This window comes from Streptomyces cinereoruber (assembly GCF_009299385.1).
In the GTDB taxonomy this organism is placed as follows: Bacteria; Actinomycetota; Actinomycetes; order Streptomycetales; family Streptomycetaceae; genus Streptomyces; species Streptomyces bikiniensis.
The window spans coordinates 6622202-6635338 of the sequence record NZ_CP023693.1; the positions used below are offsets into that span (position 1 = coordinate 6622202).

The following is a 13137-nucleotide window of genomic DNA, read 5'->3' on the forward strand; positions in this document are numbered from 1 at the left end:
GAGTTCGGGTCGGTGGCGTCCCCCTAGACCCCCGGCGGGAGGTTCTTGGCGCGCGAGCGCACCTGGAGGGCCGTGCCGATCTCGACGGCGCCGACGACGACGAGCCAGATGCCGCCGAGGAGCGTGAGCACCGCCGCCGATTCCAGCGGGGACACGATGAGCACCACCCCGGCCAGCGCGTTGACGACACCGAGGAAGACCTGCCAGCCGCGGGCCGGCATCGCCGGGTCGGAGGCCGCCGCCACGGTCTGGGTGATGCCCCGGAAGAGCCAGCCGATGCCGATCCAGAGGGCGAGCAGCAGGATCGACTGCAACGCGCCCCGGAAGCAGAGCAGACCGAGCAGGATCGAGAGGGCGCCGCTGATGAAGGCCATGACCCGCAGCGCGGTGCTCACATGGGTGCCGAAGGCGGCGACCAGCTGCATCACCCCGCTGAACAGCAGGTACAGGCCGAAGAGCACACCGGCCACGACCAGCGAGGCGCCCGGCCAGACCAGGACGAGGACGCCGAGGACCAGCGCCACGACACCGGCGAGGAGCAGGGCCTGCCAGGCGGCGCCCGCCAGCACGCCGAGGGGCCCGGCCGGGGCCTCCCGGTCCTGGGGGCGTTCATGGGATCGGTCGTGAGTCTGCGTCATGGGACGGGGTCCGTCCTTTCGTGGGGGTGGTTCGGAGGGAGAGCGCGGTTCAGAGAGGGGTGGCGTAACAGCTGAGGAAGAGCGCCTCGGTCAACGCCATGCGTTCGATCTCCGAGGGGTCCACGCTCTCGTCGGGCGCGTGGATGAGGCAGCCCGGCTCCTCGACGCCGATGAGCGCGATCTCGGCGTCCGGGAAGTGCGTGGCGAGCACGCCGCACAGCGGGATCGAACCGCCCTGCCCCGCCCGCACCATGTCCTTCCCGTACGCTTCGCGGAACGCCGTCGCCAGGGCCCGGTAGGCGGGGCCGTCGGTGCGCGCCCGGAAGGGCCGGCCCGCGCTCTCCACCTCCACCCGGGCGCCCCACGGGGCGGCCGAGGTCAGGTGGTCGGTCAGGGCGCGCAGGGCGTCGGCGGCGAACAGGTCCGGCTGGAGCGGGACGAGCTCCTCCAGACCGGCCGTCCCCTGCTCCTCCGAGCCCTCCGCCACGAACTTGAGGTTGACGGGGAAGCCCCGCCCCTCGGGCCCGCCGAGCGCACGCAGCGCCGTCAGGTGCATGGCGATGTTGCCCTTGCAGTCGGCGGCGCCGCGGCCGTACCAGCGCCCGTCGCGCTCGGTCGGCTCGAAGGGCGGGGTGCGCCAGGCGGCGTCGTCGAGCGGCGGCTGCACGTCGTAGTGGCAGTACAGCAGCACGGTCGGCGCCCCCTCGGGGCCCGGCGCGTGCCCCACGACCGCGTCCGTGCCGTCCGGGGTCGTCACCCGCCGCACGTCCCTCAGGCCGGCCTCCGTGAAGGCCCGGACGAGGAAGTCGGCGGCCTTCGCGCACTCCTCGGGCGGGAACTGGCGCGGGTCGGCAACGGAGCGCATCGCCACCAGTTCGGTCAGGTCCTCCTTCGCCCGGGGCATCAGGACCCGGACCCTCTCGCGCAGGGCTGCGGTCTCGGTGGACTCGGCGGTCATGCGCACCCACTTCCCTCGGGCCGCTTCCGGGGCGCGGCTCGCGACGGTCCCGGGACGGCGACAGCCCTCCCACTAAAGCAACGGCGGACATATGCCGCAAAAGGTGACTCGTATGGAGTACGGATCCGGAGCCCGGGCGGCGGGAGCGCCGGAGGGCGGTGACAGTGGACGGCGTACGCGTCCCCTCCCGCACCTGGAGAACCCCATGGCCCACCCCAACCGACGCGATGTCGGGCTGCTCGTGCTGAGGGTCGGCACCGGCGCCGTGCTCGCCGCGCACGGCACGCAGAAGCTCTTCGGCTGGTTCGGCGGCGGGGGAGTCGAGGGCACCAGCAAGGCGATGGAGGCGATGGGCTTCTCGCCGGGCCGGCAGAGCGCGATCGCCGCCGGTCTCGGCGAGGCGGGCGGCGGCGCCCTGCTCGCCCTCGGCCTCGCCACCCCGGCCGCCGGGGCCGCCGCGGCCGGAGCCATGACGGGCGCCGTCTCGGTGCACGCCCCGGCCGGCTTCTTCGCCCAGGGCGGCGGCTACGAGTACCCCGCCTTCCTCGGCTTCACCGCCGCCGCGATCGGCGTCACCGGCGCCGGACGGTACTCCCTCGACCACCTCACCGGGCACGTCCTCGACCGGCCCTGGGTGGTGGCCGTCGCCTTCCTCGGCACCGCGCTCGCCGCCGCCGCCGTCGTCGGCCGCCGCGCCCAGGACCAGGCGGCCCCCGAACCGGACCCCGAGCAGCCCTAGACAGGGGCCGCCGGGAACCCGCACGCGTTCGCCGCGCGGGAGGGTTAGGCTCGCCGGAGAGGAAGGGACGGGCGCCGCGCATGAAGATCGATCTGACGGACACCAATTCCAGCGAGATCAACAAGACGATCCTGAGGGGCCGCAGGGACGTCGGCACCCCCGCCGTCGGCGCCGTGCTCACCCTCGTCGTCGTCACCGACGAGGAGAACGCCTACGACTCCGTCAAGGCGGCCAACGAGGCCTCCCGGGAGCACCCCTCCCGCATCCTCGTGGTCGTCAAGCGCCACGCGCGCACCCCCCGCGAGCGGCACGAGACCCGGCTCGACGCCGAGGTCCGGCTCGGCAGCGACGCCGGCTCGGGCGAGACGGTCATGCTCCGGCTCCACGGCGAACTCTGCGCCCGCGCCGAGTCCGTGGTCCTGCCGCTGCTCCTGCCGGACGCGCCCGTCGTGGTCTGGTGGCCCGTCGACGCCCCCGAGGTCCCCTCCAAGGACCCGCTCGGCTCGCTCGCCCAGCGCCGCATCACCGACGCGTACGCGGTGGAGGACCCGCTCGGCGTCCTGGAGACCCGCGCCGCCTCGTACGCCCCCGGCGACACGGACCTCGCCTGGACGCGGCTCACCCCCTGGCGCTCGATGCTGGCCGCCGCGCTCGACCAGACGCCCCTCGCCGTGACCTCGGCCGCCGTCGAGAGCGAGGCGGAGAACCCCAGCGCCGAACTCCTCGCCCGCTGGTTCGAGGTCAGGCTCGGCGTCCCCGTCGACCGGATCGTCACCGACGGCCCCGTGATCACCGGCGTCCGCATGGGCACGGCGGACGGCGAGATCCTCATCGACCGGCCCGAGGGCCCGGTGGCCCGCCTCGCCATCCCCGGCCAGCCCCACCGCGTCCTCGCCCTGAAGGTCCGCTCCACCGCGGAGCTGATCGCCGAGGAGCTGCGCCGCCTCGACCCCGACGAGGCCTACGCGACCGCCCTGCGCGGCCGCGTCTGACCCGGGCGGACCCGCCGCCCGCCTCCGACCGCCTCCTCCGCGGGGCCGGTCGAGCCGGCGGAGGGTCAGGGGGCGCAGTCGACGATCACCACCGGGATCTCGCGGTCGGTCGCCTCCTGGTAGTCCCGGTAGGACGGTACGGCCGCCACGATCAGCTCCCACAGCCGCGGTTTCTCCTCGGGCGCGGCGGTCCTCGCGGTCACCGGGAAGGTCTCCGGGCCGATCTGGATCGTGACCTCGGGGTTCGCGGTCGGGTTGAGGTACCAGGCCGGGTGCCGGTCGGCCCCCGCGTCGGAGGCGGCGAGGATGTAGCGCTCGCCGTCCCGCACGTGCAGCAGGGCCGTGCGGCGCAGCGTCCCGGACTTGCGGCCGCGGGTGGTCAGGAGCAGGTCGTTCATGCCCGGCCCGGCCGCCCGTCGCGAGGTACTGGCGGATGTGCTCCGCCACCCACGCGTTCGGGCTGTCGGTGATCTCCTCGGTCTCCTCCCGGCCGCCCATCAGCCGGCCTCGACGCCGACGTGCGTGCGGTGGTGCCGCGGTGCGTCGATCTCGTCGAGCAGCGCGATCGCGAAGTCGGCGTAGGAGATGCGGCTGGTCGCCTCGGCCGGGGCCGTCCGGTACCCGCCGGCGCGGGCGCCGCCGTGGCCGAAGTCGCCCGCCGGGCTGAGGACCAGCCAGTCCGGGCCGGCGGCCGCGGTGTGCAGTACGTCCGTCCCCGCCGCGTGCCCCAGGTAGAAGGCGCGGTACTCCTGGGGGTAGCCGGAGGTGTCCATGAGGAGGTCTCCGGAGGCGGTCTCCAGGACCGAGGCCAGGCCGACCCCCACCAGCCGGTGCACATCGGCCCGTTCCAGACCGTCGAGGAGGGCGCGGGAAGCGCCGGCGAAGAAGGCTTCGGGCCGCGCGGCGGGGTCGTGGACCGCGCTGATCGCCGCGTCGTGCCCGGCGGACAGCCGGGCGACGTCGTCGGCGCGGGTGACGTCGCCCGCGACGGTCCGTACGCCGTCCGCGGCCGACAGACCGGCGTGCCCGGCCGGGTCGCGCACGACCGCGGTGACCCGGTGGCCACGGCTTCGGGCCTCCGTCACGGCGGCCCGTCCCGCCCTGCCGCCGGCGCCGAAGACGATGATCCGGCTCATGGTTCCCCCGTGTCCGCGGGCCGGTCCCGAACGCCGGCCGCTGTTCCCGGACGATAGGGGAGGCCCTGGTTACCGAGGAGATACCGCCTGTGGTGGGGCGGTGACCGAGCCACTGAAACCCGACATGTTCGACCCGGTCTGCCCGTCCGGCCTCTCGCCGATCCGCCTCGGCGACAAATGGGCGGGCGTGATCATCCGTTGCCTCGAACAGGGGCCGCGGCGGTTCTCGGAGCTGCGGATCCCGCTCCACGCCGTCACCGCCAAGGTCCTCACGGGGTTGCTCCGCACGCTGGAGCGCGACGGCCTCGTCGCCCGCACGGTTCACGCCGGACCGCCGCGCCGGGTCGAGTACGAACTGACCCCGCTGGGCCGCAGCCTCCTCGCCCCGATGGACACGGCGTGCACCTGGGCGGCGGAGCACTGGGACGAACTCATCGACGCGCGCGAGGCGTTCTCGTCGCCCGGCGGCGCGGCGCACCGATGAACTCCGGGGAACCGGACGAACGCCCCTCCACGGCCTCGTGATCCGCGCCCCGAGACCGTTCGGGGCCCGGGACCCGGCCCCGTGGCCGTCAGACCGGCAGAAACGGAAGCAGGGCGAGGAAGGCGCCGCCGGCCAGCAGCGGCAGCGCGCCGAGGGCGAAGGGGAGGGCCCTGCGCAGGGTGCTCCCGCCCGAGAGGTCGAAGGAGTAGTCCCGGGGGTCCTCCGGGTCGTAGGAGACGCGGGCCACCGGTCCGCGGTTCTTGCCCCGGCCGCTGCGCTCGACACCGTCGGCGTCGGTGAACTTGTACCAGGCCGCCCCGTCCTTGGTCTTGAAGTCGAAGGAGGCGGGCACGGTGATCCCGCGTCGCTTCAGCGCGAAGTGGACCAGCGTCACGTGCACCGCGAAGAACAACAGGGCCCCGCCGATGGCGAGCGGGATCGCCGCGGCGACGGGGCGGACGACCTCTTCTCCTCCGCGTGCGACGCCGACCCAGACCGTGTAGCCGACGTAGGCGAGGAAGAGACCGAGTGCGACCACCTGCCGCCGCCGGTACTTCGGGTGGTATTTCACCTCCTCCGCCTCCTCCGGGGGAGCCAGTGGGGTGACCGTGACGCGGGCGCTGCCGGCCGGGTCGCGCCGCGCGGGGAGCGCGGCGGTCAGGGCGGTGACGAAGGCGGTGGCGGCCGTCGGGTTGCCGCCGTCCACGCGGTGCACGGCGCTGTCGGTGAGCACGATCTCGACGTGCTGCCCGCCGGCGGTACGGGCCTCCTGGACCACCGCGAGGGGGATCTCCGTGCGGGCGCTCCGGTCGACGAGCCGGAGGCCGCCGTCTTCGAGCGTGGCCTCGGTGCCGTCGCCGCCGACCAGTATCTGTGAAGAGACCATCGTGTTCGCCCCCTGTTGACAAGCCACCGATACGCCACGGCGCCGTCCGCCGTCGTGCTGCCGGAAACCTACCGCGAGGAGGGACGGTCGGTCGTCCCGGTCACGACCCGGGCCTCTTCATCAGCTCCACCAGGGTGGAGAAGCTGTCCGCGGCGTGGCCGGCGTCCATGCCGCGCCGGAAGAGTTCGACGACCGAGGCCGGAAGCGCGGTGTCGACGCCCGCGTCCGCGCTGGTGCGCAGCACGTGCTCCACGCTGGCCGTCCCCATGGCGAGGCGGTCCACGTCGCCGGTGTGCCGGCCGGCGTCGATGCGCTCGGCGTAGAAGGAGAAGAACCCCGGCAGTGAGTGCGCGGTGTCCACGGCGTGCGGCAGGACGTCCGCCGCCTTCAGGCCGTTGGCGTCGGCGAGGGCGACCGCCTGCCAGTAGCCCAGCATGGAGGTCCAGAACATGGTCATGCCGATCTGGTACATCAGCGCGGCGAGCCCGGGATCCTCGCCCAGGTGGTCGGTCCGCCCCGTGATGACTTCGAGCGCGGACCGGTGCCGGTCGAAGACCCGGCGCGGTCCGCTGTAGAAGCTCGCCGACTCGGCCAGGCCGATCCCGTCGGGCGGCACGGTGACGCCGCCGGTCAGCTGGACGGCGCCCCGCTCGGCCGCCCAACGGGCCGCGGCCCGTGCCCTTTCCGGCGTGTCGGAGCTGAGGTTCACCAGGACCCGGCCGGCCGGCGCGGCCCCGGCGTGTTCGAGGACGGCGTCCACGGCGTCGTAGTCCGTGAGGCTGAGGACCACCAACTCGTTCGAGGCGAGGGCCTCCTGAACGTTCGGCGCGAGCACCGCGCCGCGCGCGACCAGGTCGCTCGCGCGTGACGCGGTGCGGTTCCAGACGGTGACGTCGTATCCGCGGTCGAGGAAGGCGCCGGCCATGGCCCGCCCCATGGGGCCGAGGCCGATGACGGTGACGGACTGCTCGGTGTTGCTCGTGACGCTCATGACGAGATCTCCACCCCTCACTAAAACGAACGATCTATCCAGAGCGTGGAGGAACGTACCACAGCACTGGAACGAACGCTCTATTCAGGGAGCCGGTACTGTGCCCGCATGCAGAGCAGCACACGGGACCGGATCGTCGTCGCCGCCTCACGCCTCCTGCAGCGGCAGGGGTACGTCGGCACGGGAATCAAGCAGATCGCGCAGGAGGCGCGGGCCACCCTCGGCTCCGTCTACCACTTCTTCCCGGGCGGCAAGGAGGCCGTCGCCGTCGCCGCGATCGAGCACGGCGCCGGGGAGTTCGCCGCGCTCCTGCGGGAGGCGCTGGACGGTGACGACGACCCGGCGGAGGCGGTGGCGGACTGCGCCCGGCAACTCGCCCACGAGCTGCGCGAGTCGGGCTGGACCGACGGCTGCCCGGTGACGGCGGCGGCGCTCGAGACCCTCGGCGCCGACTCGGAGATCCAGCGCGCCTGCGCCGCTGCGCTGCGCGGCTGGGAGCGGTTGGTCCACGACAAGCTGCTGCGCTGCGGCTTCCCCGCCCCGGACGCCCGGGAACTGGCGACCACCGTCGTCTCCGCCCTGGAGGGGGCCGAGGTCGCCGCCCAGGTCGGCCGCAGCGAGGAACCCCTCCTGGTGACGGGTCGTCAACTCGCCCGGCTGGTGCGCTCGTACGAGATCTAGGGCCTGCCCGGCGGGTCATGGTCGGGGCCGCGACGCCCGGCGCGGCGCCTCGCCGCGTCGGCGAGCCGTTACGCGGGCCCCGGCGGCAGGTGGACGGTCATGATCAGGTGGCAGGGGCCGGTGCCCGAGCCGCGGTAGGCGTGTGCGGCGTCGGCGTCGAAGGCGGCGGTCTGCCCGGCGGCGACGGGGTGCTCGACGCCGTCGACGACGAGGACCATCTCGCCCGTGGTGACGCTGACGGTCTCGGTCACGCCGGCCTGGTGCGGATGGCTCGTGTACTCCTCGCCCGGCTCCAGCGTCCATCGCCAGACCTCGGTGGCCGCCGGCCCGCCGGTGGTCAGCATCAGCCGCGCCTCGCTGCCGCGTTCGCCCCTCCACAGCGGCACGACGGCGTCGGCGCCCACCACCCGGACCCGCTGCTCGGGGCTGCCCTCCAGCAGTGCGGAGACGGAGACGCCGAGGGTGTCGGCGAGGCGGACCAGGGTGGCGAAGTTCGGGTTGCCCTGCGCCTTCTCCAGTCCGACGAGGGCGCCCTTGCTGACCTTGGCGCGGCGGCCGAGCTCGTCCAGGGAGAGCCCGGCGCGGTTGCGGGCCGCGCGGACGTTGTGCGCGAGCGTCCGCAGCGCCGCCTCGGTCTCGGCCATCGCTGTCACCCTTTCGAGCGGTAGGTCGGTGCACTGCACCACGTGGTCGTTCGGTTGACGAACCTCGGTCGGTGCGATGTACGGTGTGGTCGTTCCATTGATAGTAAGGGATGTGCCCCCCGTGATCGCTCTGCTCCTTGCCCTGGGCAGTTCCCTGGCCTACGGATGCGCCGACTTCCTCGGCGGTCTCGGCGCCCGCAAGGCCCACGTCCTGCGCACCGTGATGATCGCCGCCCCGGCCTCGCTCACCGTCGAGCTGCTGCTGTGGCCCTTCCTCGGCGCCTCCTTCGCCCCCGCCACCCTCGCCTGGGGCGCGGCGTCCGGCGTGGCGTCGGCCGCCGCGTTCGCCCTGCTCTACCGCACCCTTGCGATCGGCCCGATGAACGTCCTGTCCCCGGTCACCGCCCTGGTCTCGGCGATGCTGCCGGTCGGCGTGGGACTGGTGCAGGGCGAGCGCCCGGGGACGGCCGGGCTGATCGGCCTGCCGCTCGCACTGGCGGCGGTGGTCCTGGTCAGCGCCGGGCACGGCGCCGGCGCCGCCCGCCCGTCGCGCACCGCGCTGCTCCTGGCCTTCGGCGCCGGGGCCGCCATCGCCCTGCAACTGGTCTTCCTGCACCAGGCCCCCGCCGACAGCGGCGTCGGCCCGCTGATCGTCGGCCGCGCCGTGTCCTCCGCGGTCACCCTGGCCGCCGCCGGAGCGATGTACCGGCGTCTGGGGCCGGAGAGGCCCGCGTACGCGATGTCGGCGGCGGCCGGCGTGCTGGACTCGGTGGCCAACCTGCTGTTCCTGCTGGCCGCCCGCGGCGGCGACCTGGCCGTCGTCGCCGTGATCACCGCCCTGTACCCGGCCGGAACCGTCCTGCTCGCCCGCGGCGTCCTGGCCGAGCGCGTCCACCGCGGCCAGCTGATCGGCCTGGGCACCGCCGCCGTCGCCGTCGGCCTCCTCGCCCTCACCTGAACCACCACCTCTACAGAAAGGAGCCCGGCATGTTCATCCAGCCCTGGGACGCCGCCCTGGACGACGCCGAGTGGCAGGCCTGGATCGCCGACGGCCACGACTTCGGCATCCTCAGCGTCAACGGCCCGCCCGGCCGGGCGCCCGTCGTCGTGCCCACCCACTTCACCGCCGACGGCGGCGCGCTGCTGGTCCACCTCGCCCGCCCCAACCCCGTCTGGAAGGCGATCGAGGCCGACCCGGACGTCACCTTCACCGTCACCGGCGACTACGCCTTCGTCCCCGGCCCCTGGCGCGCCAAGCCCGGCACCCCGCCCACCGACGGCGTCCCCACCAGCTACTACGCGGCCGTCCAGTTCACCTGCCGGGCCACGATCGTCGACGAGCCCGAGGCCAAGGCCGAACTGCTGCGCCGCCAGATGGCCCACTTCCAGCCCGACGGCGACCACGCGCCCGTCGAGGTCGACCGGCCCCCCTACGGGCGGATGCTGCCCGGCATCCGCGGCCTGCGCCTGGACGTCACCGAGGTCCGCGCGAAGTTCAAGTACGACGACCACAAGCCCGTCGAGCAGCGCGCCGACACCGCCCGCCGGCTCGCCGAGCGCGGCACCGCCCTGGACGCGCCCACCGCGGCCCAGCAGCTCCGCCGCCTGGACCGCGTCGGCACCTGGAAACCCTGACGCCGCCTCCGCCTCCCGGACCTCCCTATCGGACCTCCCGCCCGAAGTCCGACGCCCCGAAACGGAAACCCCCGACGATGACCGTCTTCCGCATCAGCCCCGCCGTCGCCGACGCCTTCCCCGGCACCCTCGTCGCCGTCGTCACCGCCACCGGCCTGCACGGCCGCGAACCCTGGCCCCGCACCGCCGCCGCCCAGGAAGACCTGGAGCGGCGACTCGCCGACGGCACCTGGCGGCCCGCCGACGAGACCGATCCGCGCATCGAGGCGTGGCACACCGCGTACCGCTCCTTCGGCACCAACCCCCGCCGCGTCCGCCCCAGCGTCGACGCCCTAGGCCGCCGCCTCGCCAAGAAGGGCGCCCTGCCCCGCATCAACCCGGCCGTCGACTCCTACAACACCGTCTCCGTCCGCCACGGCCTGCCCGCCGGAGCCTTCGACCTCGACCACGTCACCGGCGACGTCGAGATCCGCCACGCCGAGGGCACCGAGACCTTCACCCCGCTCGGCGAACCCGACACGACCGAGAACCCCAAGCCCGGCGAGATCGTCTATGTCGACACCACCGACGTCCTCACCCGCCACTGGAACCACCGCGACGCCCACCGCACCCGCGTCACCGAGGACTCCACCCACGTCGCCTTCGTCCTCGAAACCCTGAACGCCACACGCGACGGCCACCTCCTCACCACCGCCGCCGACGAACTGCGGGACCTGCTCGCCGAACACTCCACCCGCACCGCCGTCCACCACCTCGACCCGGCACACCCGCAGGTCAGCGTCTAGAACCGCCGACCGGAGCCCCCCGCCGGAGCCCGCCCCGCACGCGCGTCTAGGCTGGCCGCCACCCCACGAGGAGACGCATCATGCCCGCCCGCCCCAGCATCCTGTTCGTGACCGACCTCGCCTACCAGGCCCGGGGGCGGCGTTACTGCGACGAGGACATCCTCCTGGCCTCGCGGCTGCGCGAGAGCTTCGACATCGCCCAGTGCCACCCCCTGGACGCCGCGGCGCTGATGGACGCCTTCGACGCGGTCGTGGTCCGCAACAGCGGGCCGGTGCTGCACTACCGGGAGGAGTACGACGCGTTCCGGGCGGCCGCCGTCGCCCGGGGCACCCGGGTCTACAACCCGCTGAACGGGCGCGGAGACATGGCCGGCAAGCAGTACCTGCTGGACCTGACGGCGGACGGGTACCCGGTCATCCCCACCGTCGACCGCCCCGAGGACCTGCGCGTACTGCCCCGGGCCGAGCGGTACGCGGTCAAGCCGAAGGCCGGGGCCGACTCCATCGGCCTGACCTTCGTCCCCGGGGACCGGCTCGACGGCCTCCCGTACGGCGACATCCTGGTCCAGCCGGGCATCGACTTCCGCTACGAGGTGTCCTTCTACTACGTGGACGACGCGTTCCAGTACGCCCTCCACGCCCCCGACCCCGCCCGGCGCTGGGTCCTCGAACCCTACGAGCCGACCGACGCCGACCTCGCCTTCGCGCGCCGCTTCATCGACTGGAACGCCCTCGACCACGGCATCCAGCGGGTGGACGCCTGCCGCACCGAGGAAGGCGAACTCCTCCTGGTCGAGCTGGAGGACCTCAACCCCTACCTGTCCCTCGACCGGGTCCCCGACCGCACCCGCGACGCCTTCGTGACCGCCATGACGGCCTCCCTGCACCGCTTCCTGGACACCGCACCCCGCCCCTGAGACGACACCGGGTGCCGTAGTGCACCGCGGGTCGGTCCTTTACGACTCGGTCCGCGATCGAGGTTCGGGCGTGCAGGCCCGGCGGGTCGGTTGACGGTCGATCAGCAGGCGGCCGCCTGCCGGGCGAGCACGAGCTCGCTGCTCGGCTTGCGGAGGGTCGGCCGGCGGGCTGAACGGTCCGAAACCAATGAGCGATCACCTGGTGGGTCGCGGCGTAGTCCTCGCGTGAGCCGGCCTAGCGCCGGAGCGGGCGCCACTGCCGCAACCCGGCGTTGGCGTGCTCGACGCAGATCCGCTCCGAGGACTGCCGTCGGCGCATCCCCCGCCAGGCGTACCACTCGCCGAGCGGCACATCGCCCTTCGGCTTCTTCGGCGGGGCGCTGATCCGGTCAGGGAACTCGTCGGCCGGCCCCCGGTAGCCCTCGGCGACCCCGGCCGTCACCTTCGGGCGGCGAACCCGGGTCTCGGCGCCATCGATCCGCAACCGGATCCCCGCGGCCTCGGCGTGGGCGAACACGTCCGCCAGGGTCCGAGGTCGCACGCCGGAGTGGTCGGGGACTGCGAAGCCGCGCATGGCCGGCAACGGGCGGATCTCCCTGATGGCACGGGAGACCGCGGAGCGGGCGATGCCGTACGGCGCGGCGTGCAGGAGCCTGGTGCGCAGGTGGATCAGGGTGACGAGCAGGCGGTCGGTGAAGACCAGGTCACGCTTCGGGCCGGCACCGGCTTCCCGCTGCCGCTCGGCACCACGCCGCTCACGAAGCTCCGACTCACAACGGGCGAGCCACAGATCGGCCGGCTCTTCGATCGAATCGCCGAGACGCGCAAGCGGGACGCCGCAGAAGGCAGGATGGGTCACAGTCGCACGGGCCCACTTCTTGGTCACTCTCGAAGAACCCTTGCGGCCACCGCCACGTCACGGCTGCCCGCCGACGGTCCATGGGCGTGGCTCTTCCGCAGGAACCGTCCGGGCCGGGAACTTCCCCGTGGAAGAGCAAGCCCGGCCGGCGAAGTGCCGCTCCGGGCATCAGGGCCTCAGCAGTCCGCCCACCCACCAGTCGTGCGGCTTGCCATCGTTGGCGATGCTGCGATTGCGCAGTGTCCCTTCGACGGTGAAGCCGAGTTTCTCGGCGACGGCACGCGAGCCGGTGTTCCCGACCATGGCCCACCACTCGATGCGGTGCACGTCGAGGGTGGCCCAGCCCCAGTCGCACAGGGCCCGAGCGGCCTCCACCGAGTACCCGCGTCCGCGCTGCTCCTCGACCGCCCAGTAACCGAGCTCCCAGACGCCGCGGCTGACGAGGGTCAGGCAGTACGAACCGACCAGGGCGCCGGTGTCCTTGCGGAACGCGCCGAGCGTGTAGTCCCTGTCCTCGGCCCACTGAGCGGGCAGCGTCTCGCCGACGAGCTTCTCCGCGTCCGCACGCCGGTACGGCACCGGCACCGGGGTGTAGAACTGGATGTCCTCGTCCTGGCAGGCTTCGTACACCGCATCCACGTCGGCAGGCGTGAAGGCCCGCAGCAGCAGACGGTCGGTCTCGATCGTCACCGGATCCATTGCGGCAGTATGAACACTGTCCGCAAGCAACGACCAGCGAATATCCCGACCGGGCACCGCCCGTCGCAACACCCCGGCCGGTCGACGATCGTC

Annotated in this window: 17 protein-coding genes; 8 read left to right on the forward strand and 9 right to left on the reverse strand. The window is 73.5% G+C overall.

Annotated elements, in window-relative coordinates:
• Nucleotides 1–23: 23 nt before the first annotated feature.
• Nucleotides 24–638, reverse strand: coding sequence for an HdeD family acid-resistance protein (locus tag CP977_RS29905; protein ID WP_152371117.1), 615 nt, complete (start codon nucleotides 636–638; stop codon nucleotides 24–26).
• Nucleotides 639–687: 49 nt separating this feature from the next.
• Entirely contained in the window at nucleotides 688–1596 is a 909-nt protein-coding gene (locus CP977_RS29910) for a M20/M25/M40 family metallo-hydrolase (RefSeq protein WP_152371118.1), read from the reverse strand.
• A 205-nt stretch (nucleotides 1597–1801) separates the two neighbouring features.
• Here CP977_RS29910 and CP977_RS29915 point away from each other — a divergent pair, with 205 nt between their 5' ends.
• Both CP977_RS29915 and opcA read left to right on the forward strand, forming a co-directional pair.
• The gene (locus tag CP977_RS29915) at nucleotides 1802–2335 is read left to right on the forward strand and encodes a DoxX family protein (RefSeq protein WP_062750504.1); all 534 of its coding nucleotides are present in this window, start codon (nucleotides 1802–1804) and stop codon (nucleotides 2333–2335) included.
• Between the two features lie 80 nt (nucleotides 2336–2415).
• Entirely contained in the window at nucleotides 2416–3327 is a 912-nt protein-coding gene (gene opcA / locus CP977_RS29920; protein ID WP_062750502.1) for a glucose-6-phosphate dehydrogenase assembly protein OpcA, read from the forward strand.
• Nucleotides 3328–3392: 65 nt separating this feature from the next.
• On the opposite strand, the gene CP977_RS29925 is transcribed toward opcA, so the two are convergent.
• On the reverse strand, nucleotides 3393–3725 hold the full coding sequence (locus CP977_RS29925; RefSeq protein WP_229991458.1) for a nitroreductase family deazaflavin-dependent oxidoreductase: 333 nt from the start codon (nucleotides 3723–3725) through the stop codon (nucleotides 3393–3395).
• 99 nt (nucleotides 3726–3824) lie between these two features.
• Complete coding sequence (locus CP977_RS29930) at nucleotides 3825–4463, reverse strand: NAD(P)-dependent oxidoreductase (RefSeq protein WP_152371119.1); 639 nt, start codon at nucleotides 4461–4463, stop codon at nucleotides 3825–3827.
• 100 nt (nucleotides 4464–4563) lie between these two features.
• On the opposite strand from CP977_RS29930, the gene CP977_RS29935 reads away from it, so the two are divergent.
• Nucleotides 4564–4947, forward strand: coding sequence for a winged helix-turn-helix transcriptional regulator (locus tag CP977_RS29935; protein WP_152371120.1), 384 nt, complete (start codon nucleotides 4564–4566; stop codon nucleotides 4945–4947).
• 88 nt (nucleotides 4948–5035) lie between these two features.
• On the opposite strand, the gene CP977_RS29940 is transcribed toward CP977_RS29935, so the two are convergent.
• Both CP977_RS29940 and CP977_RS29945 read right to left on the reverse strand, forming a co-directional pair.
• On the reverse strand, nucleotides 5036–5833 hold the full coding sequence (locus CP977_RS29940; protein ID WP_152371121.1) for a DUF3592 domain-containing protein: 798 nt from the start codon (nucleotides 5831–5833) through the stop codon (nucleotides 5036–5038).
• 100 nt (nucleotides 5834–5933) lie between these two features.
• Nucleotides 5934–6824, reverse strand: a complete 891-nt coding sequence (locus CP977_RS29945; protein ID WP_152371122.1) for an NAD(P)-dependent oxidoreductase — start codon at nucleotides 6822–6824, stop codon at nucleotides 5934–5936.
• Between the two features lie 108 nt (nucleotides 6825–6932).
• Here CP977_RS29945 and CP977_RS29950 point away from each other — a divergent pair, with 108 nt between their 5' ends.
• Complete coding sequence (locus CP977_RS29950; protein WP_062750489.1) at nucleotides 6933–7505, forward strand: TetR/AcrR family transcriptional regulator; 573 nt, start codon at nucleotides 6933–6935, stop codon at nucleotides 7503–7505.
• A gap of 68 nt (nucleotides 7506–7573) precedes the next feature.
• Here CP977_RS29950 and CP977_RS29955 read toward each other — a convergent pair whose 3' ends face one another.
• Complete coding sequence (locus CP977_RS29955; protein ID WP_062750487.1) at nucleotides 7574–8149, reverse strand: helix-turn-helix transcriptional regulator; 576 nt, start codon at nucleotides 8147–8149, stop codon at nucleotides 7574–7576.
• A gap of 121 nt (nucleotides 8150–8270) precedes the next feature.
• Between CP977_RS29955 and CP977_RS29960 the strand changes: the two genes are divergently transcribed.
• From CP977_RS29960 to CP977_RS29975, 4 genes are all read left to right on the forward strand, one after another.
• A complete protein-coding gene (locus CP977_RS29960; RefSeq protein WP_152371123.1) occupies nucleotides 8271–9107 on the forward strand; it encodes a DMT family transporter in 837 nt (278 codons plus the stop codon).
• A 29-nt stretch (nucleotides 9108–9136) separates the two neighbouring features.
• Nucleotides 9137–9784: an FMN-binding negative transcriptional regulator gene (locus tag CP977_RS29965; RefSeq protein WP_152371124.1), complete on the forward strand. Its 648-nt coding sequence runs from the start codon at nucleotides 9137–9139 to the stop codon at nucleotides 9782–9784.
• 77 nt (nucleotides 9785–9861) lie between these two features.
• Complete coding sequence (locus CP977_RS29970) at nucleotides 9862–10569, forward strand: B3/B4 domain-containing protein (RefSeq protein ID WP_152371125.1); 708 nt, start codon at nucleotides 9862–9864, stop codon at nucleotides 10567–10569.
• An 80-nt stretch (nucleotides 10570–10649) separates the two neighbouring features.
• A complete protein-coding gene (locus CP977_RS29975; RefSeq protein ID WP_062750479.1) occupies nucleotides 10650–11486 on the forward strand; it encodes an ATP-grasp domain-containing protein in 837 nt (278 codons plus the stop codon).
• 235 nt (nucleotides 11487–11721) lie between these two features.
• Here CP977_RS29975 and CP977_RS29980 read toward each other — a convergent pair whose 3' ends face one another.
• On the reverse strand, nucleotides 11722–12372 hold the full coding sequence (locus CP977_RS29980; RefSeq protein ID WP_229991457.1) for a transposase family protein: 651 nt from the start codon (nucleotides 12370–12372) through the stop codon (nucleotides 11722–11724).
• Between the two features lie 141 nt (nucleotides 12373–12513).
• The gene (locus CP977_RS29985; protein WP_062750474.1) at nucleotides 12514–13044 is read right to left on the reverse strand and encodes a GNAT family N-acetyltransferase; all 531 of its coding nucleotides are present in this window, start codon (nucleotides 13042–13044) and stop codon (nucleotides 12514–12516) included.
• Nucleotides 13045–13137 lie beyond the last annotated feature (93 nt).